This is a genomic window from Sulfitobacter sp. HI0129 (assembly GCF_001635395.1).
GTDB lineage: Bacteria > Pseudomonadota > Alphaproteobacteria > Rhodobacterales > Rhodobacteraceae > Sulfitobacter.
Map to the genome: position 1 here is coordinate 1 of NZ_LWGH01000057.1, position 18,283 is coordinate 18,283.

General features: G+C 63.9%; 16 protein-coding genes and 1 pseudogene. 4 read left to right on the top strand and 13 right to left on the bottom strand.

Annotated features, from left to right (window positions below):
• A pseudogene (locus tag A3764_RS00545) lies at positions 1-236 on the top strand (ATP-dependent zinc metalloprotease FtsH); the annotation flags it as partial.
• A 306-nt stretch (positions 237-542) separates the two neighbouring features.
• On the opposite strand, the gene A3764_RS00550 reads toward A3764_RS00545, so the two are convergent.
• Complete coding sequence (locus tag A3764_RS00550; protein WP_067927935.1) at positions 543-1,823, bottom strand: MFS transporter; 1,281 nt, start codon at positions 1,821-1,823, stop codon at positions 543-545.
• A 300-nt stretch (positions 1,824-2,123) separates the two neighbouring features.
• On the opposite strand from A3764_RS00550, the gene A3764_RS00555 reads away from it, so the two are divergent.
• Positions 2,124-2,708, top strand: a complete 585-nt coding sequence (locus tag A3764_RS00555) for an MOSC domain-containing protein (protein ID WP_067927938.1) — start codon at positions 2,124-2,126, stop codon at positions 2,706-2,708.
• A gap of 55 nt (positions 2,709-2,763) precedes the next feature.
• On the opposite strand, the gene A3764_RS00560 is transcribed toward A3764_RS00555, so the two are convergent.
• A complete protein-coding gene (locus tag A3764_RS00560) occupies positions 2,764-3,540 on the bottom strand; it encodes a hypothetical protein (RefSeq protein WP_068101080.1) in 777 nt (258 codons plus the stop codon).
• A 231-nt stretch (positions 3,541-3,771) separates the two neighbouring features.
• On the opposite strand from A3764_RS00560, the gene A3764_RS00565 reads away from it, so the two are divergent.
• Complete coding sequence (locus A3764_RS00565; protein ID WP_067927942.1) at positions 3,772-5,448, top strand: formate--tetrahydrofolate ligase; 1,677 nt, start codon at positions 3,772-3,774, stop codon at positions 5,446-5,448.
• A gap of 83 nt (positions 5,449-5,531) precedes the next feature.
• Positions 5,532-6,434, top strand: coding sequence for a bifunctional methylenetetrahydrofolate dehydrogenase/methenyltetrahydrofolate cyclohydrolase FolD (gene folD, locus A3764_RS00570; protein ID WP_067927945.1), 903 nt, complete (start codon positions 5,532-5,534; stop codon positions 6,432-6,434).
• Here the strand turns inward: folD and A3764_RS00575 are convergent.
• From A3764_RS00575 to A3764_RS00625, 11 genes are all read right to left on the bottom strand, one after another.
• A complete protein-coding gene (locus A3764_RS00575) occupies positions 6,431-6,808 on the bottom strand; it encodes a PaaI family thioesterase (RefSeq protein ID WP_067927976.1) in 378 nt (125 codons plus the stop codon). The two genes, folD and A3764_RS00575, sit on opposite strands and share 4 nt — an antisense overlap.
• Before the next feature lie 53 nt (positions 6,809-6,861).
• Positions 6,862-7,527, bottom strand: coding sequence for a ligase-associated DNA damage response endonuclease PdeM (pdeM, locus tag A3764_RS00580; RefSeq protein ID WP_067927979.1), 666 nt, complete (start codon positions 7,525-7,527; stop codon positions 6,862-6,864).
• Between the two features lie 38 nt (positions 7,528-7,565).
• On the bottom strand, positions 7,566-10,019 hold the full coding sequence (locus tag A3764_RS00585) for a ligase-associated DNA damage response DEXH box helicase (RefSeq protein WP_067927948.1): 2,454 nt from the start codon (positions 10,017-10,019) through the stop codon (positions 7,566-7,568).
• Positions 10,020-10,099: 80 nt separating this feature from the next.
• Positions 10,100-11,407: an ATPase gene (locus A3764_RS00590; protein ID WP_067927951.1), complete on the bottom strand. Its 1,308-nt coding sequence runs from the start codon at positions 11,405-11,407 to the stop codon at positions 10,100-10,102.
• Positions 11,408-11,467: 60 nt separating this feature from the next.
• Entirely contained in the window at positions 11,468-11,962 is a 495-nt protein-coding gene (locus tag A3764_RS00595) for a prepilin peptidase (RefSeq protein ID WP_067927954.1), read from the bottom strand.
• Between the two features lie 3 nt (positions 11,963-11,965).
• On the bottom strand, positions 11,966-12,820 hold the full coding sequence (locus A3764_RS00600) for a tetratricopeptide repeat protein (protein ID WP_067927957.1): 855 nt from the start codon (positions 12,818-12,820) through the stop codon (positions 11,966-11,968).
• Between the two features lie 29 nt (positions 12,821-12,849).
• Positions 12,850-13,425, bottom strand: coding sequence for a tetratricopeptide repeat protein (locus A3764_RS00605; RefSeq protein WP_067927960.1), 576 nt, complete (start codon positions 13,423-13,425; stop codon positions 12,850-12,852).
• Positions 13,426-13,430: 5 nt separating this feature from the next.
• A complete protein-coding gene (locus A3764_RS00610) occupies positions 13,431-14,417 on the bottom strand; it encodes a type II secretion system F family protein (protein ID WP_067927963.1) in 987 nt (328 codons plus the stop codon).
• Between the two features lie 13 nt (positions 14,418-14,430).
• The gene (locus A3764_RS00615; protein ID WP_067927966.1) at positions 14,431-15,393 is read right to left on the bottom strand and encodes a type II secretion system F family protein; all 963 of its coding nucleotides are present in this window, start codon (positions 15,391-15,393) and stop codon (positions 14,431-14,433) included.
• Between the two features lie 10 nt (positions 15,394-15,403).
• Positions 15,404-16,852, bottom strand: a complete 1,449-nt coding sequence (locus A3764_RS00620) for a CpaF family protein (protein WP_067927968.1) — start codon at positions 16,850-16,852, stop codon at positions 15,404-15,406.
• A gap of 26 nt (positions 16,853-16,878) precedes the next feature.
• Positions 16,879-18,114: an AAA family ATPase gene (locus tag A3764_RS00625; RefSeq protein WP_067927971.1), complete on the bottom strand. Its 1,236-nt coding sequence runs from the start codon at positions 18,112-18,114 to the stop codon at positions 16,879-16,881.
• Positions 18,115-18,283: the final 169 nt, after the last annotated feature.

Sequence of the window (18,283 nt, forward strand, 5' to 3'; positions counted from 1 at the left end):
TGAAGATCATCACCGAGAAAGAGGTGGAGTTCGAGCGGCTGGCACAGGGCCTGCTGGAGTACGAAACGCTGACCGGCGACGAGATCAAGCGCGTGATGGACGGGCTGCCGCCCACCGAAGACCCGGGCGACGACACCCCCGATCAGGGCAGCGCGCCCAGCGTCACGGCGATCCCCAAGGCCAAGGGCAAGAAAACGCCCCCCTCCGGCGGCATGGAACCTGAACCGTCGGTCTGACGGAAACCATAAAGAGTTGCGAAAGGCCCCCACGCGGGGCCTTTTTCTTTTCGCGACAAGGCCCCTACCGCACCCGCCCGGAGTTAAGGCGCATCGCGCCGCCGGGTAGCGCCCGACCGCCCCCCGGGGCGGGCGCTTTGTCACCGCCCGTTGTCCTTTCGAACGTCCGAGACATGGGTGCACCATAAAGTGGCATCCATGTCGGTCGGCGATGCTGTCAGATTTTCTGAGTTTTTCAATAAAATCAGCCCATTATAACCGATGCTGCGCCTCGCACGAATGCCCGCTATTCCGGCTTCAATCTGACTATTTGAACCCCTGTCCAAGCGGTCGCCATGAAGCAGCCGCCAAGATAAAGATCCCTGTTGCTGCGGTCAGGAACGGCATTTTAAGCGCAGTCTCGCGAGCTAACGGACCTTCGGCTATGCTTACGATGGCACCGGAAACAACCAGCCCAAGAGGCATCATTCCCCATGCAAAAAGCCGATAGACGCTGTTAACCCGCCCTCTGATTTCATCGGACACGACACGCTGACGATAGGATATGGAAAGCGTGTTCCAAACAATGCCGCTGAGATAGAAAAAGAACATCGCAACGGAGACCGTGATTGGCCCCGGAGCGAAGGCGATCAGCAAGAACATCGGCGCTGAGGCGAGGTTCATCCACTTGGCCAGCACACCTGTTGGAAAAAGTTTCATCAGAGGGGCAACCGAGACGCCGCCGACAACTCCCCCGAAAGCTCCGACAGCGAGAATGAGACCGTAAGTCGTTGCGCCTGCATTCATGTTCTCTTGGACGTGCAGCACAAGTGCAATAACGGACATTTCGGCGAAGAAATTCCAGAAGCCGGTGATCAAGACAAGAACCCGCAACATTGGGTGACTCACGACAAACCGAAAACCTTCCATCAGCTCGTCTCGCCAATCTTGTGTCTTTTTTTCGCTTGGTTTGAAGTCCCCTTTTAGGGAAGCCGTCAGAAGTGCCGCAAACAAAAGCGCAATGGCGATTGCAAGAAATGGCAGAGGGACGAAGATGGCGACTATAAAAGCCCCGAGCGCGGGTCCCGCCATACTGTTTCCAACGGTTTCGATACTTCCAAGCAGTCCGTTGGCACGCTCAAGCTTCTCCGATGGGACAATCTTGGGAAGCATTGACTGTGCTGCATTGTCGCGAGCGACCTCCGCGCACCCTATGAGGAAACCGAGTGACAGTAAGCTCCAGTACAGGGTGGATCTCCCAATCCCGTCAATGACTGGCTCGGCAAGTGGCAAGCTCAGCATCATCGCGCCACCCGCCATACCATAGGCAAGAGTGCGGATCAGATCACAGAACACAATCAACCGCTTACGGTCCATGCGATCAGCAAGAATGCCGGAGGGTAGCGCGAACAGAACCCATGGAACGCGCAGCGCCGCAGGCAAGATCGCGATCCACAGGGGATCCCGTGTCAAAAGCGAAGCAATCCAGGCCCATGCGACGACAGCGATCCCATCACCAAGGTTTGCCAAACCGACGGCTGTACCAAACCGCGCAAAGGCGCCTGACTGATTATTCCGCGCATTATTCTCTACTGACACATCCGCCATAAACCCGTCCCTGCTCTAACTTGATTTAACCCCTGATACCTCCTCAGCTTAAGTTGAGGTCAAGTGGCTCGGAGGATTACAAGTGGCAAGCGAAATAGCGATAGGAGAGATTTCGGTGCGCCCCGGCGTTTCCACCCGCGGCCGGGCGCCGCCCCGCGGCACCGTCATCTAAGTCCAGAAGCGAACCCTCTATTCCCAGCCTCGGTATCGCTCACTCGAGGGTTGCAAGGCTCACCCGTGCGGGGCCTTCCCTTTTGCTCAGCCCCCGGGCACCCTGCCGCAACGAAAAGGAGATGCCCCATGCCCGCCCTGAAACCCACCGATCACCTCGCCACGATCACTTGGCTGGGGCTGGTAGAGGACAGTGGGAGCGATCTTTCCGCCCGTCCGCTCGACCAAGCCTTCGCCAGCTATGGTGGCTTCGAGGGCGATTGCCACGCCGGGCTGACGCGCCCTTCCTGTTCGCGCGTGACCGCCCAGCACCCCCGGGGGACGGAGATCCGCAACACCCGCCAATTGTCCATCGTGTCACAGGAAGAGCTCGCCCGGATCGCGGGAGCCATGGGCCTAGGCACGCTCGACCCTGCGCATGTGGGGGCCTCCATCGTGGTCTCGGGCATCCCCGATTTCTCCCACATCCCGCCGAGCGCGCGCCTGCAGGGCCGGAGCGGGGCAACGCTGGTGGTAGACATGGAAAACCGCCCCTGTGTCCTGCCGGGCCGGGTGATCGACCGGGAAGCGCCGGGCCTTGGCGCGCGGTTCAAACAGGCGGCGAAGGGACTGCGGGGCGTCACCGCGTGGGTGGAGCGTGAGGGACCGCTGACGCTTGGCGACAGGCTGCGCCTGCATATCCCGGACCAGCCGGTTTGGGCGGGGGATACCTGAAACGCAAAAGGCCGGGGTCACCCCCGGCCCTTGCTTCAGCCCCAGCTAAAGCGCCTTACATTGCGTGCGGATAGGTGTAGTAGACCACCGGCGCGCCCACTTCGGGATCGGACTTTTCGCCCGTGGCGGCTTCAGACCGCTCCATCGCGCGTTGGGCGCGGGCGGTGTTGGCTTCGGTCATCTCCTCGGGGGTCACGTCATCGGATTTGTCGGCATCGATGCTGTCGAACTCGCGGTTCAGCACATCGTCGATGTCGATAGGCTTCATGACCTCCACTTCGTATTCCTCGCTCGACAGGGCGCCGTCACGGTCGCTGTCCAGCACCATGAACATCCGCTTGGACCGGCTCACGACCTCTTCGAGCGGAACCGTGTCGAACTCCAGCTTTTCCTCGTCGGGCAGGCGGTAGACGAGGCGCTGCGCATCTTCCGCGGCTTCGGAGTCACCTTCCGCGGCCAGCCGGGCCCGGTCGAAGGCATAGCCGAGGTATTCGTCGCTGCTGATCATGCCGTCCTCATCCGCGTCCAGCATGCCGCTGTCCACGAGGTTGCCCTTTTCGCGCATGGGGTGCACATCCATGCCCACCTTGGCGCAGTTGACGTATTCGTCGCGGCTGATGCTGCCGCTCTTGTCGGCGTCCATCGCCACGTTGGAACGTTTGGAATAGGCTTCGATCTCGATCGGGCTGATATAGCCATCCCCGTTCACGTCCGTCAGGCTGTAGCCGCCGTCGCAGAACCCTGCGGTGTCCTTGTTGTCGCCCGCCTGCGCTGCCGTGCCGAAGGCCACGGTGGCGGCAAGTGCCGTCATGAGACTATGGGTCGTTTTCATCTTGCTTTCCTCCATACTGATTAACCACGAGGGTAAAACACCTGCTTCGGCGTGGGGTTCCGGCGTGTAGCCTTGCCTTGGCCGCCACCACCCCCGTTTCCGAAACGAAACCCGCAGCGACATCACGCCGCATCGGGGGCCGGAAATGTCGGAATTGCCGCCTTACCGCCGGGGGTTCGCGCTGTATGACGAAGCCAGCAACGCAGCCCGGGGACAACAGGGGATTCTCAGATGGCATTCAAGACCGACATTCAGATCGCACGGGAGGCCAAGAAGCGCCCCATTCAGGAAATCGGCGAAAAACTCGGCATTTCCAGCGATGATCTGCTTCCCTATGGCCATGACAAAGCCAAGGTCAGCCAGCGTTTCATCGACGGGGTGCAGGACCGGCCCGACGGCAAGCTCATCCTCGTGACCGCGATCAACCCCACCCCGGCGGGCGAAGGCAAGACGACGACGACCGTCGGTCTGGGCGACGGGCTGAACCGGATCGGCAAGAAGGCGGCGGTCTGCATCCGCGAAGCCTCGCTCGGACCGAACTTCGGCATGAAGGGCGGTGCGGCGGGGGGCGGCTATGCCCAGATCGTGCCCATGGAAGAGATGAACCTGCATTTCACCGGCGATTTCCACGCGATCACCAGCGCGCACAATCTGCTGTCGGCGATGATCGACAACCATATCTACTGGGGCAACGAACTCGATATCGACATTCGCCGCATCACCTGGCGCCGGGTGGTGGACATGAACGACCGTGCGCTGCGCCAGATCACCGCGAGCCTTGGCGGCGTGTCCAACGGTTTCCCGCGGGAAGCCGGTTTCGACATCACCGTCGCTTCCGAGGTCATGGCGATCCTCTGCCTTGCCAAGGACCTCAAGGACCTGCAGCAGCGGCTGGGTGACATGATCGTCGCCTACCGCCGCGACCGCACCCCCGTCTACGCCCGCGACATAAAGGCGGACGGGGCGATGACCGTCCTGCTCAAGGACGCGATGCAGCCCAACCTCGTGCAGACGCTGGAAAACAACCCCGCCTTCGTGCACGGCGGCCCCTTTGCCAACATCGCCCACGGCTGCAACTCCGTCATCGCGACGACCACGGCGCTGAAACTGGCGGACTACGTGGTGACCGAAGCGGGCTTCGGTGCCGATCTGGGCGCCGAGAAGTTCATGAACATCAAGTGCCGCAAGGCGGGCCTCGCGCCGTCGGTCGTGGTGGTGGTGGCCACCGTGCGCGCCATGAAGATGAACGGCGGCGTGGCGAAGGCCGACCTCGGGGCCGAGAACGTGGAGGCGGTGAAGCAGGGCTGCGCCAACCTTGGCCGGCATGTGGAGAACGTGAAATCCTTCGGCGTGCCCGTGGTGGTGGCGATCAACCATTTCGTCACCGACACGGATGCCGAGGTGCAGACCATCAAGGATTACGTCTCCGCCCACGGCGCAGAGGCGATCCTGTCGCGGCACTGGGAACTGGGCTCCGAAGGCTCGGCCGATCTGGCCACTCGCGTGGCGGAAATCGCCGATGGCGACAGCGCCAATTTCGCGCCCCTTTACGATGACGACATGCCGCTGTTCCAGAAGATCGAGACCGTGGCCAAGCGCATCTACCGCGCCGACGAAGTGCTGGCCGATCAGAAGATCCGCAACCAGCTGAAGGACTGGGAAGCACAGGGCTACGGCCATCTGCCGGTCTGTATGGCCAAGACGCAGTACAGCTTCACCACCGATCCGGACCGGCGCGGCGCGCCCACGGGCTTCGGCGTGCCGGTGCGGGAGGTGCGTCTGAGCGCGGGCGCGGGCTTTGTCGTCGTGATCTGCGGCGAGATCATGACCATGCCGGGCCTGCCGCGCGTTCCCTCGGCGGAGAACATTTGCCTCAACGCGGATGGTGACGTCGAAGGATTGTTTTGAGATACGATGCCGCGGGGGATCGACCCCCGCGGCACGAAGCCTCCGGCGGAAGTATTTCGGATCATGAGAAGAAGGGAAACAGGATGGCGGCGACGATACTGGACGGCAAGGCCTTTGCGGCAGATGTGCGCGGCCGGGTAGCGGATCACGTCCGCGCGCTGAAAGACCACCACGGCATCACGCCGGGCCTCGCCGTCGTGCTGGTGGGCGAGGACCCGGCCAGTCAGGTCTATGTGAAGTCCAAGGGCAAGATGACGGTCGAGGTCGGGATGAAATCGGTCGAGCAACGGCTGGATGCGGACACCTCCGAAGCGGACCTGCTGGCGCTGATCGACCGGTTGAACAACGACCCCGAGATCCACGGGATACTGGTGCAGCTGCCCTTGCCCGACCATCTGGACGAAGACCTCGTGATCAATGCCATCGACCCGGCAAAGGATGTGGACGGGTTCCATATCTCCAACGTCGGTTTGCTGGCCACCGGGCAGAAGAGCATGGTGCCCTGCACGCCGCTGGGCTGCCTGATGCTGCTGCGGGATCACCACGGCAGCCTGTCGGGGCTGGATGCGGTGGTGATCGGGCGCTCCAACATCGTGGGCAAGCCCATGGCGCAACTGCTGCTGGGTGACAGCTGCACGGTCACGATTGCCCATTCGCGCACCAAGGATCTGGGCGCGGTCGTTCGCCGGGCCGACATCGTGGTCGCTGCCGTGGGGCGGCCCCGGATGGTGCCGGGGGACTGGATCAAACCGGGTGCCACGGTGATCGACGTGGGCATCAACCGCATCGACGCGCCGGAAAAGGGCGAAGGCAAGACACGGCTGGTGGGCGATGTGGATTTCGACAGCTGCGCGCAAGTGGCCGGGGCCATCACACCGGTGCCGGGCGGCGTGGGCCCCATGACCATCGCCTGCCTGCTGGCCAACACGGTCACCGCCTGCTGCCGCGCCAACGGGTTGCCGGAGCCGGAGGGGCTGACGGCTTAACCGTCGCCCTTCGGTACCGGAACCACCGTTCCCTGCAAAAGCGCCACCTGCTTTCGGGTCTCTCCGGTGACGGCGTGCACCTCTGCCGTCACCACGCAGAGCCGCCGCCCTGCCTTGACCACGCTGCCGGTCGCCAAAAGGTAATCGCCGCGCGCCGGGGCCAGCAGGTTGATCTTCAGCTCCGATGTGACGACGTCCATCTCCGGCGGCAGCATCGTCAGTGCGGCATAGCCCGCCGCGCTGTCGCCGATGGCAAAGGTCAGACCGGCATGGCCGAACCCCTGCTGCTGCAGGGCCCCGGGTGATATGGGCGCGCGAACGCAGACCCTTCCGGGGGCGATTTCCGTGACTTCGGCCCCGAGGGTCGCCATCATCGTCTGGCTGGCAAAGCTGCGGCGGATGCGCCGGGCGGTCTCTTCGTCCACGCTCAGGCCCCGTACATCGGTACGGCGACCGGGCGGTTGCCCGTCAGGATCGCATGGGCATCGGCGCGCATCAGCCGGGTCAGCGCCTCTGACCCGCAGCGCAGCCCGCCGGTATAGGTGCCGAAGGCGGGCAGGATCAGCCGCGCGTCATCCACCAGAAAGGCGGGCCGCGAAATGCTGCGGCCCCGGCTGCGCACGCGGGCCTTGGGGTGATAATGCCCGGAGACCTCGCCCGTGGCCCCCGCTTGCGCGATATGCCGGAAGGTGAGCGGGCCGACGCGAAGCTCGGCCAGATGGGTGCCGCCCATGGCCACCGGCGCGGGGTCGTGGTTGCCCTCGATCCATGTCCAGTCCCGGCCCGCCTGCAGGGCAGCGATCCGGCCCCGCATGTCATCGGGCAGTGCTTGGGCGGCGGCACTGTCGTCGAAGCTGTCGCCCAAGCAGATGACATGGCGCACGGGCAGCCGCGCCAGATCGGCGGCGAGGCGGTTCAGCGTATCCAGCGTTTCATAGGGGGGCAGGGCCGTGCCGCCCCGGCGCAGGATGCGCTCCGATTTGCCCATATGCAGGTCGCTCACGCAGAGAAGTGCGGCATCGGCCCACCAGAGCGCGCCCGATCCCAGCGCAGTCAGATGCGCCCCGCAGAAAGTGAAATCATAGCCGTTCATGGTTCGTTCATCGCCGGTTTCGGCACGCCCCGCAAGGGTCAAAAGCCTGCGCGCCAGCGGGGCCTGTCCGAGGGCGGCGGGGTCAGCGCGGCAAGCCCTGACTGTTCCATCAGCCGCGCGGCTTCTTCGGCGAGCAGGCGTTCCTCCGCCGCGCCGCTTACCGGGACGCGGCCCATTTCCAGCAGCAGCGGGGCGGCGAGGGGGGTCACACGGCTGAGCACCCGGTGGTCGATGCGGTCGCCCACGCGGCCGATCATCTCTTCGATGCGCCCGAAATCGACCAGTCCGCGCAGCGCCTCTTCGCGGGTGATCTGCAGCATCAGGTGATCGGGATCATAGCGCAGCAGCGTGTCATAGAGGATATCGGAACTGAAGGTCGCCTGTCGCCCCGACTTGCGCGCCGAAGGGGTGTTGCGCTCGATCAGCCCGGCGATGGTGGCACAGGCGCGGAACGTCCGTTTCATCACCGCGTTCCCGGCGAGCCAGCCTTCCAGCCCCTCCTGCAACGCGGCGAGATCGAAGAGCGGCGCGGGGTCTTCCACGGCGTCCAGCCCCCAGATCAGCGTCGCATAATCGGTGGAGACGAAGCCCAGCGGGTGCAGGCCCATCTCCTCCATCCGCTTGGTGAGCAGCAGGCCCAGCGTCTGCATCCCGTTGCGCCCGGCGAAACCGTAGATGACCGTCTGCTGCCGCCCGTCATGCGGAAAGCTTTCGACCAACAGCCGCCCGGGCCGGGGCAATTCGCTGACCTCGCGCTGAAGGTGCAGCCACGCGGCGGTGTGTTCCGGCAGTTCGGGCCAGCTTTCCTGCGTGAACATGCGCTGCACCCGCGCCGAAAGCTGGGTGGAGGTGGCGAATTTCGTGCCCATGAAGGTGGCGATACGCGGTTTCTTGGCCGCGTCGCGGGATACTTCGACGGTCATTTCCCGCAGACCTTCGTATCGCACGATCTGCCCGCCGATCAGGAAGGTGTCGCCCTTGGTCAGCGTGGCGGCAAAGCCTTCCTCGATCTCGCCCAGGGGCTTGCCGCCGCGATTGCGGCGCATCCGCACCTTGAGCGTGTCGGTATCCTGTATCGTGCCGATGTTCATGCGGATGCGCTGCGCGCTGCGCGGGTCACGCAGACGCCAGCGCCCATCGGCGTCCTGCATGAGCCGCTGCCAGCGGTCATAGGCGCGCAGGGCGTAGCCGCCCGTGGCGCAGAAGGCGAGGCAATCGTCGAAGGCGGGGCGCGACAGCGCGGCATAGGCGCCGGCGCTGGTGACTTCGGCGAAAAGATCGTCGGCGTCGAAGGGTCCGGCGCAGGCGGTGATCAGGATATGCTGGCAGAGCACATCGCGCGGGCCGGGACCGCGCGGTTCCCCGTCCAGCTCGCCCGCCAGCACCGCCTCCAGCGCGGCCACGCATTCCACCACCTCGAAGCGGTTGGCGGGCACCAGCAGAGCCTTCGAGGGTGCGTTGTAGCGGTGGTTGGCACGACCGATGCGCTGGACCAGCCGCTTGACGTTCTTGGGCGCGCCGATCTGGATCACGAGGTCCACATCGCCCCAGTCGATGCCGAGATCGAGGCTGCCGGTACAGACGATGGCGCGCAGCTCGCCCCGGACCATGGCCGCCTCCACCCGGGTCCGCTGGGTCCGGTCGAGACTGCCGTGATGGATGCCGATGGGCAGGCCCTCATCATTGGCGAGCCAGAGGTTGTGAAAGAAGATTTCCGCCTGCGCGCGGGTGTTGTGGAATATCAGCGTTGTGTTATGGCGCTTGACCTCTTCCAGCACCGCGGGGATGGCATAGGCGGCACCGCCGCCGGACCATGGCGGCACCTCTTCGGTGCGCAGCATCCGGATGTCGGGGGCGGGCCCCGGATCGGCGAGCACGACCTCGCAGGGATCGGGGTGGCGCGCCATCAGATGCGCGATGGCCGCCGGGTCTTCCACGGTGGCTGACAGGCCCACGCGTTTGAGACCGGGGCAGATCGTCTGCAACCGTGCCAGCGCCAGCATCATCTGGTCGCCGCGCTTGCTTTCCGCCAGCGCGTGGATTTCATCGATCACCACGCGTTTGAGACCCGCGAACATGCGCGGCGCGTCTTCGTAGCTGACCAACAGGGCAAGGCTTTCGGGGGTGGTCAGGAAAATATTGGGCGGCTCGGCGCGCTGGCGCTTGCGCCGGGTCGCCGTCGTGTCGCCGGTGCGTTCGTCGATGGTGATGGGCAGACGCATTTCCTCGACCGGGGTGGTCAGGTTGCGCTTGATGTCCGCGGCCAGCGCCTTCAGCGGAGAGATGTAGAGCGTATGCATGCCTTCATGGCTGCCGTCCGCGAGGTCGAGCAGCGTGGGCAGGAATCCCGACAGCGTCTTGCCCCCGCCCGTGGGCGCGATGAGCAGCAGGGCAGGCGCCTCGGCCTTGTCCAGCATGAGCTGCTGATGCGGATGGATGGACCACCCCCGGGACGAGAACCAGTCGGCAAAGAGGGGTGGCAGATCGTTCATGGCCCGAGTGTAGCGCGCCCCCGCGCGGGGGCCAGCCCCCGCACCCCCGGGATTTCAGGCCATTTGGAAGGGGGCCGAGATCACTTCACGATGACTTCGTCTTTCACGAACATATTGGCCCAGGCCCTGTCGATGAGCGGCTTGGACATTCGGTAGGGGATGCCTTCGAAGTCGCAGATGGCGATCATCTGGTCGATCAGGAAGATCGGCTGGTAGTTGGCATAGACGTTGTCGATCGTCGGATATTTGACCTTGAGCAGATGAACGAGCGCTTCCTCGTCCAGCGCCATGTTGCGCTTCTTGGCGACCATGGCGAAGATCTTGAGGAAGTTCTCCTGATTGGGGCCGTCGATCTTGATCTTGAAGAAGATACGCCGCAGGGCCGCCTGATCGAAGATCTCGTTCGGGTGGAAGTTGGTAGAGAAGATCACCAGCGTGTCGAAGGGCACTTCGAACTTTTCGCCCGACTGTAGGGCGAGGATATCCTTGCTTTCCTCCAGCGGGACGATCCAGCGGTTCACGATGCTCTGCGGCGGTTCCTTCTGGCGGCCAAGGTCGTCGACGATGAAGATGCCGCCCGTCGATTTAAGCTGCAGCGGTGCCTGATAGGTCCGTGCGGTGGGGTTGTAGACGAGGTCCAGCATGTCGAGCGACAATTCGCCGCCCGTGATTACCGTGGGGCGTTCGCAGCGCACATAACGCATGTCGTAGCGGGTGACGCGGCGCAGCGATGTCGGGTCCTGCACCTCTTCTTCGGCGGCGGAATGGACGATGGGATCGTAGACGGTGATCACCTGGCCCGCGTATTCAATGGCGCGCGGCACATAGACCTTGTCGCCGAGCGCGTCGCGGATACCGTTGGAAATGGAGGATTTGCCGTTGCCGGGCGGCCCGTACATGAGGATCGACCGGCCCGCGGACACCGCCGGGCCGAGGTGGTCGAGCAGGCTGTCGGGCAGCACGAGGTGGCCCATGGCGTCGGTCAGTTGCTGGCGGCTGATCTGCAGGTTGCGCACCGACTGGCGTTCGACCTGTTCGCGGTAGACCGACAGCGGCACCGGCATCGCGCCGAAGTATTCCGATTGCGCCAGCGCATCCAGCGCGCGCGCCTTGCCCGCATCGGTCAGCTGGTAGCCCATCTCGTTGCCGTTGTTTGCATTGAGCGTGCCGGTCGCCTCCAGCAGTTGCTGGCCGCGCGCCATGTCCACCAGTTCCTGCGTCACCTGTATCGGCAGACAGACCGCCTTTGCCAGTTCGCTGACAAGGTTCACGTTCTTGCGAAAGATCGTCTTCAGCAGGATGTCCCGCATCATGACCAGCGGAATCCGCATTTCCTCGATGGAGCGGGGCGGGGGCGGCGCCATGACGGAGGTGGACTGGACGTTCATCTGGTAACTCCTTCAAAGGCGGGGAACACAGCGCGGATTAGCAGGGGAATGTGGCGGTATTCAGGCGCCATAGACGGCCCCGAGCGCCAGATAGGCGGCCAGCGTAGCGCCGAGGGCGAGACCCATGGGAAATTTCTTGCCGCGGTTCCAGCTTTCCCAATCGGGCGCCAGCCGCCGCAGCGGCGTTCTGGCGATGCCGCGGTGGGTGATCGCGGCGGCCAGCAGCACCGCCATGAAAAGCGCCATCAGCAGCCGCAGGTCCCCCAGTGCCACATAGGGCGCCCCGGCGGCGAGGAACTTCGCGTCGCCCGCGCCCATGGTGCCGACCGCGTTCAGCATGATCCCCAATACCAGCACGATGACGCCGGCCAGCAACCGCCAGAGATAGGTCTCGAACGGGAACAGGAAGGGGCCCATCAGGATGAAGACCAGCGCCAATGCGATGACCGCCTGATTGGTGATGCGCATCTGTGCCATGTCGGTATAGGCGACATAAAGGCAGAGCGGCAGGACGAAGGGCAGGAACCACAGCGCGGTCGTGGCCGGGATCGCCATGATCTATCCGGCGTTTTCAAGGGCCCGCAGGGAGCCGACCGCCGCTTCGAAATGCTGGGGGTGCGTTTCGATCGCATCGCGCAGCAGGCCCTTGCCGGTTTCCACATCGCCCTGTTTGATCGCCGACAGCGCCATGGTGTGCAGAAGCTGCGCGCGTTCGGTCTGATCCATCGGAATGACGGGGAGCGTGTAGTCGCGCTGCGCCCCGCGCGCCAGCACGAGGTTGTTCTTGGCGGTGAAGAGCCCGCCGTCCTGCCGGATCGCATCGCCGAAGAGCCGTTCGGCGGCAGTGTAATCGCCGCGCGTCAGCTTGGAATAGCCCCAGTTGTTCAGCACCCCGGCGGGCGTTGTCGTCAGCCCCACGGCGGTTTCATAGAAACTGTCGGCCTTGGCCCATTCCTCCTTGCTGTCGGCCACGATGGCTTCGAGCCGATAGCGTTCGAAGGTCTCATGGGTGGGGGGGATGGTATTCAGCGTGGCTTCGGCCTTTGCCCAGTCCCCCGCGCGGATCAGCGCGTCGGCGTGGTTCACCCGGTCGTCTGCTGTGGCGCCGGGCATGCGCGTTACCTTGGCCCATTCGACGGCGCCCTCGGTATGGCGCTTGGCCCGGATGAGAGAGCTGGCCAATCCGCGCTGGTGGTCGATGCGCTCTGGGTCGGCCTTGACGGATCGGGTGAAATAGGTGACCGCCTCGTTCGGGTCCGCCACGGTGAGCATCACGTCCGAAAGGTTGGTCTCATCGACGACATTGACGTCCTTGAAGGCGCGTTCGACGGTCGCGTTCGCGTTTCTTTCGCCGCAGCCTGCAACGGCGGACACGCCTGCAATGCAGACGGCCAGAAGTATCGGGTGGCGCATTTTGCGTCCTTTTTCACTGCTCTCGCCGGTTACGGCAGTGGTCGGATCCGGTAATCCCCGGCCCCGCGCCGCACCAGTCTGTAATCGCTGTCCTCGGCCTCGTTCATATCAGAATTTTCCAATTTTGCGAGTGCCAACCGCAGATTGTCCCGGATTGCGTCACTTTCGCCATTGTCGAGCGCATAGGCCTTGCGGAAGACCTGTTGCGCCTCGGCGAACTTGCCGCGTTCCATCAGCACCACGCCGAGGTTGTTCCAGATTTCGGGGCGCTCCGCGTCGGCCTCCGTGGCGCGGCGCAGCAGGGTTTCGGCCTGTCCCAGCCGCCCGAGGCCGAGGTTGGCGGAGCCGAGGCCCGAAAGGATCTCTCCGGTGATGCCACCCCCGGCCAGCGCGCTGCGGTTGAAGGCTTTGATCGCCAGTTCGAACTCCCCCGCTTCGATCAGGCGGTGGCCCACTTCCACGCCGTCCTCCATCGCCGCCCCGGTCGCGACACCGGGGGCGAAGGGCCCTTCGCCAGATGCGGGAAAGCCGCCCGAAGAACAGGCGGCCAATCCGATGAGGATGAAGAGGCAGGCGGCGCTGCGTGCCGCCTGCCTGAACTGCATGTTGATTATTGGCCTGCTCCGCCCATTTTTCCCAGTTGCGTGATGCCGTGCACGGAAGGGCCGACCAGAATGATCAGCAGCGGCGGCACCGTCAGCATCATTGTGGCGAGGGTCATCTTGGTTGGCAACTTGTTTGCCGCTTCCTCGGCGCGCATCACGCGCTTGTCGCGCATTTCGCCGGCATAGACCCGGAGGGCATCCGCGATCGAGGTGCCGAAAGCCGCCGACTGGATCAGCACGGTCACGAAGGAAGACACGTCCTGCACGCCGCAGCGTTCGCCCATGTCGTTGAGAACGCTGATCTTGTCCTTGCCGGCCTTCATCTCGTAGGCGACGATTTCAAACTCGTCCGCCAGCGCCTTGTAGGAGGCGCGCAATTCACGCGCCACCCGCACGATGCACTGATCCAGCGACTGGCCCGCTTCGACACAGACGAGCATCATGTCCAGCGCATCGGGAAAGCCGCGCTCGATCTCCTGCTTGCGCGTCTCGGCGCGGCGGTTGACCCAGTATTTCGGCAGGAAATACCCGATGCCGCCGGGGCCCACGGTGTACATCATGGTCTTCTGGGTGCTCAGGCCTTCGCCGCCGCCCAGAAAGTTGACGTAGACGATCCCCAGCACCAGCCCCAGGATACCCAGCGCCATCTGCGCAAAGTAGAAGATGCGGACCGCGTCGCGTGACTGATAGCCCGCCTGCCGCAGCAGAAGTTGCTTGGCGCTCAGCTCGTTCACGTCCTCGGGTTCGAGGAACTTGGCGAATTTCTGAAGCTGTTCGTTCCGGTCAGACTGACGCAGCTGCTTCTTGCCCTCCGCCGTGTTCGGCACGGAGGAGGCGCGTTTGAGCTTGGCCAGAGGATCCTCGGGCTGGCGCAGCATCATCAGCAGGGTGATCGCGATGAGAACGATCCCCAGCGCGCCCGCGATGATGATCAGCCCCAGAGGGCCGAGAACCTCGGTCGCGCGGGCGTTGAGTTCGAGCAGGATGTCCATTCTTCGAAACCTCTCAGACCTTGATGTCGGTCAGCACGCGCATGACCAGCAGGTTCACCGCAAGGAAGATCCCCACGAGGAAGCAGGCGGGGATGAAGAGCGCGTGATCGCGCACTTCGTCGTAGTAGTTGGGATCGCCCACGTTGATCACGATCAGCGCGAGGATCGGGAAGGCGGAAAGGAACTTGCCGGACCATTTCGCCTCTGCCGTGATTGCCTTTACCCGGCGGAACAGGCGAAAGCGCGCCCGGATCACCTTGGCCAGCCCCGCAAGGATTTCCGCAAGGTTGCCGCCCGATTGCTGCTGGATCGTCACGGCGACGGCGAGAAAGCGCAGATCCTGCATGTCGAGCCGTTCGGCCATGTCTTTCAGCGCTTCGCCCACGTCCCGGCCATAGGCGGATTCGTCCGCGATGACCCCGAATTCGGACGCCAGTGGGTCCTGCACCTCTTTCGAGACGATGGAGATCGCATTGCTGAAAGGATGGCCCACCCGCAGGCTGCGCACCATCAGTTCGACGGCGTCGGGCAATTGCTCTTCGATCATGGCCATGCGCTTGTTGGCCTTCGAAGAGATCCAGAAATAGACCCCGCCCACGCCGATGACGACGCTGAGCATGGCGCGCACCCCCGGTTCGGTGCTGGTGCCGATGGTCAGCCCCATGAAAGCGGCGGCGGAAACGCCACCCATGATCATGATGAGCTGCTTTGGCGTGAAGGCGATGGCCGCTTTCTGCGCCTTTTCGGCCAGCAGCGAATAGAGCGGGATGGATTTCGCCTTCATGTGCTGCTGCATTTCCTTGCGCAGCTTGTCCAGCACCTCTTCACGGCGGGTGCCTTTTTCCAGCATCTCAAGGCGGCGGTTTACCCGGCTGTTGAGGCTGATCGACTTGCCGAAGGCGACAAGATAGAGCCCCTCGACGAGGACGAGAACGCCCACGAAGATCAGGCCATAGATGATGGGTTCGGCGCTCATGTCCTGTTCCTTACTGGGCCGCGACGGGTTCGTAGATGGACGAGGGCAGGTCATAGCCCCACATCCGGAAGCGTTCGGCGAAATGGCTGCGCACGCCGGTGGCCGTGAAATGCCCGATGATCTTGTTTTCGGGCGTCAGCCCCACGCGCTGGTAGCGAAAGATTTCCTGCATGGAGATCACGTCGCCTTCCATGCCGGTAATCTCGGTGATGGAGGTCATGCGGCGCGAACCGTCCTGCAGGCGGCTGGCCTGCACGATGAGGTTCACGGCGCTGGAGATCTGGCTGCGCACCGCCTTCAACGGCATTTCGATGCCCGCCATGGCGATCATGTTCTCAAGGCGCGACACCCCGTCCCGGGCGGAGTTGGCGTGGATCGTCGTCATCGAGCCATCATGGCCGGTGTTCATGGCCTGCAGCATGTCGATTACTTCCTCGCCGCGCGTCTCGCCCACGATGATGCGGTCAGGGCGCATCCGCAGCGCGTTCTTGAGGCAGTCGCGCGGCGATACCTCGCCCTTGCCTTCGACGTTGGGCGGGCGGCTTTCCATGCGGCCCACATGCGTCTGCTGAAGCTGCAGTTCGGCGGTGTCCTCGATCGTCAGGATGCGTTCGGAGTTGTCGATGAAGGACGACAGCGCGTTCAGCGTCGTGGTCTTGCCCGACCCGGTGCCGCCCGACACGATGATATTGAGCCGCGTGGCCACCGCTGCCTGAAGATAGGCGGCCATTTCTTCCGAAAAGGCACCGAAAGCCACCAGATCGTCGATGCCCAGCTTGTCCTTCTTGAACTTCCGGATCGACACGAGGCTGCCGTCCACCGCGACGGGCGGCACCATGGCGTTGAAGCGCGAGCCGTCCTTCAGACGGGCGTCCACGTAGGGGTTGCTTTCGTCCACCCGGCGGCCCACCGCGCTGACAATCTTGTCGATGATCCGCAGCAGGTGCCTTTCATCCTTGAAGGTCACGTCCGTCAGTTCGAGCTTTCCGCCCCGCTCCACGAAGATCTGCTGGGGGCCGTTCACAAGGATGTCGTTGACGGTCTCGTCCTTCAGCAGGGTCTCCAACGGGCCAAGGCCTGTGACCTCATCGTAGAGTTCGGAATTCAGCGTCATGCGGTCTTCGCGGTTCAGCACGATGCCCTTCTCGGCGAGGATCTCCACCGCGATGGCGTTGATTTCCTGCCGCAGGTCCTGCTCGCTCGCATGTTCGAGCGCGCTGAGGTTCAGGTTGTCCAGCAGCGCCCGGTGCAGTTCCAGCTTGATGTCGCTCATCCGCTGCTTGCGCTTGAGGTCCCGGTCCAGCGGCGCTGCCATGGCGGGGGCGGCGACACGGCGCATGCTTGCGACGGGCTGGGGCGCCGCCTTCGGTGCCGCCGTCGCAATGGGCGTAACCGTTGCCGGCTTTTCCTGCTTCGGGGCAGGGGCCGCGCCGCCGGGTTTCTTGTACTTGGAAAACATCAAACGCTCACTTTCTGCAGGGGGGATCAGGCAGCCTTCGCCTCATCGCCCTTGAGGTCATGGATAGAGGCTGCAAGTTTCGCGATTTCGCGCCGCAGCGGGTTCTTCGCCGCCGAATTGGCCAGCGGCAGACCGTGGTCATTGGCCTGCGTGATCTGCTTGCCGCCGTCGGGCAGTTGTACGTCGATGGAGATGGAGAGGGACTCCGCCATCCGCTTCACCCGGCCCTTGGCGCTCAGATCGGTGAACTTGGGCGCCCGGTTGAGAACATAGCGCAGCTTTTCCACCGGCAGATCCTCCGACTGGAGCGCCCGCTTGAACCGCAGGACGTTCTGGGCGCAGCGCATGTCCAGTTCGAGCGTGGCGAAATAGATATGCGCCGTGTTCAGCACCGTCTCGCTCCACTGGACGAGCGTCGACGGCATATCGACGACGACATAATCGAACTGCTCGCGCGCCATGGTCAGAACCCGCTCCACGTCTTCCGCGCCGATCAGGTCCAGCGGCAGCATCTCGGTCGGGGCGGTCAGCACATGCAGCTTCTCGTTGTAGGTCTGCAGCGACTGGCCAAAGGTCTCCTCGTCCATGTTCTCGGTGTCCGACAGCATTTCAAAGACCGCCTCGCGCCGGGGCAGGTCGAGGAAGGTCGCGACAGCGCCATATTGCAGATCGAGGTCCAGCAGGCAGACCGAGGGCGGGTTCTTCTTGTCGGCGGTCGCCAGTTCCCACGCAAGATTCACCGCCATGGTGGTGGCGCCGGTGCCGCCCGCCAGCCCGTGCACGACGATCACGGCGCCGTCCTTCTGGGCGCCCGCCTTCAGGTGCGGCGTCTGGCCTTCGTCGCGCGGGGCCTCTTCGGCGGTGCGCAGCTTTTCGATCGCCTGGCCCAGTTCGCCTTCGGGCAGCGGATAGGGCACGAATTCATCCGCCCCCTGCCGCAGCAGCGAATGCAGCGACGCGGTGGTCACATCCTCGGCGATCAAGATCACCTTGATGCCCCGCGCCTTGGCCTGGGTGACGATCTCGGTCATCAGCACGAGGTTCTGCTCGTCGGATTCGTCCATCGCCAGCGCGATGAATTCCAGCGAAGCGGCTTCGTCCTGGCCGAAAAAGGCCAGCGCCTCGGCAAAGCCCAGATCGCCCCAGCTTTCACCAAGGGCGGCTTCCATGTCCTCGATCAGCAGGTCGAAGTTCTGCACGTCCCGGCTGACGGTACATGCGATGATCGGTGTTGTTTCAGGTCGTGGCGTATCGCTGCTCATAGCCTTCTCATCCTTCGTAACCGAGGGATCCGGGGGAGGTCATGCACCGATCTTCTGTCGCGTCGGCCGCCCGCTGATCCCGTGGCCGCGACGGTCGCGGCACACATCTGTCCTATGAGGCAGGTTTTCGCAGGAGTTTGAGGCAGGAATGGGGCCAGAATACCTCTAT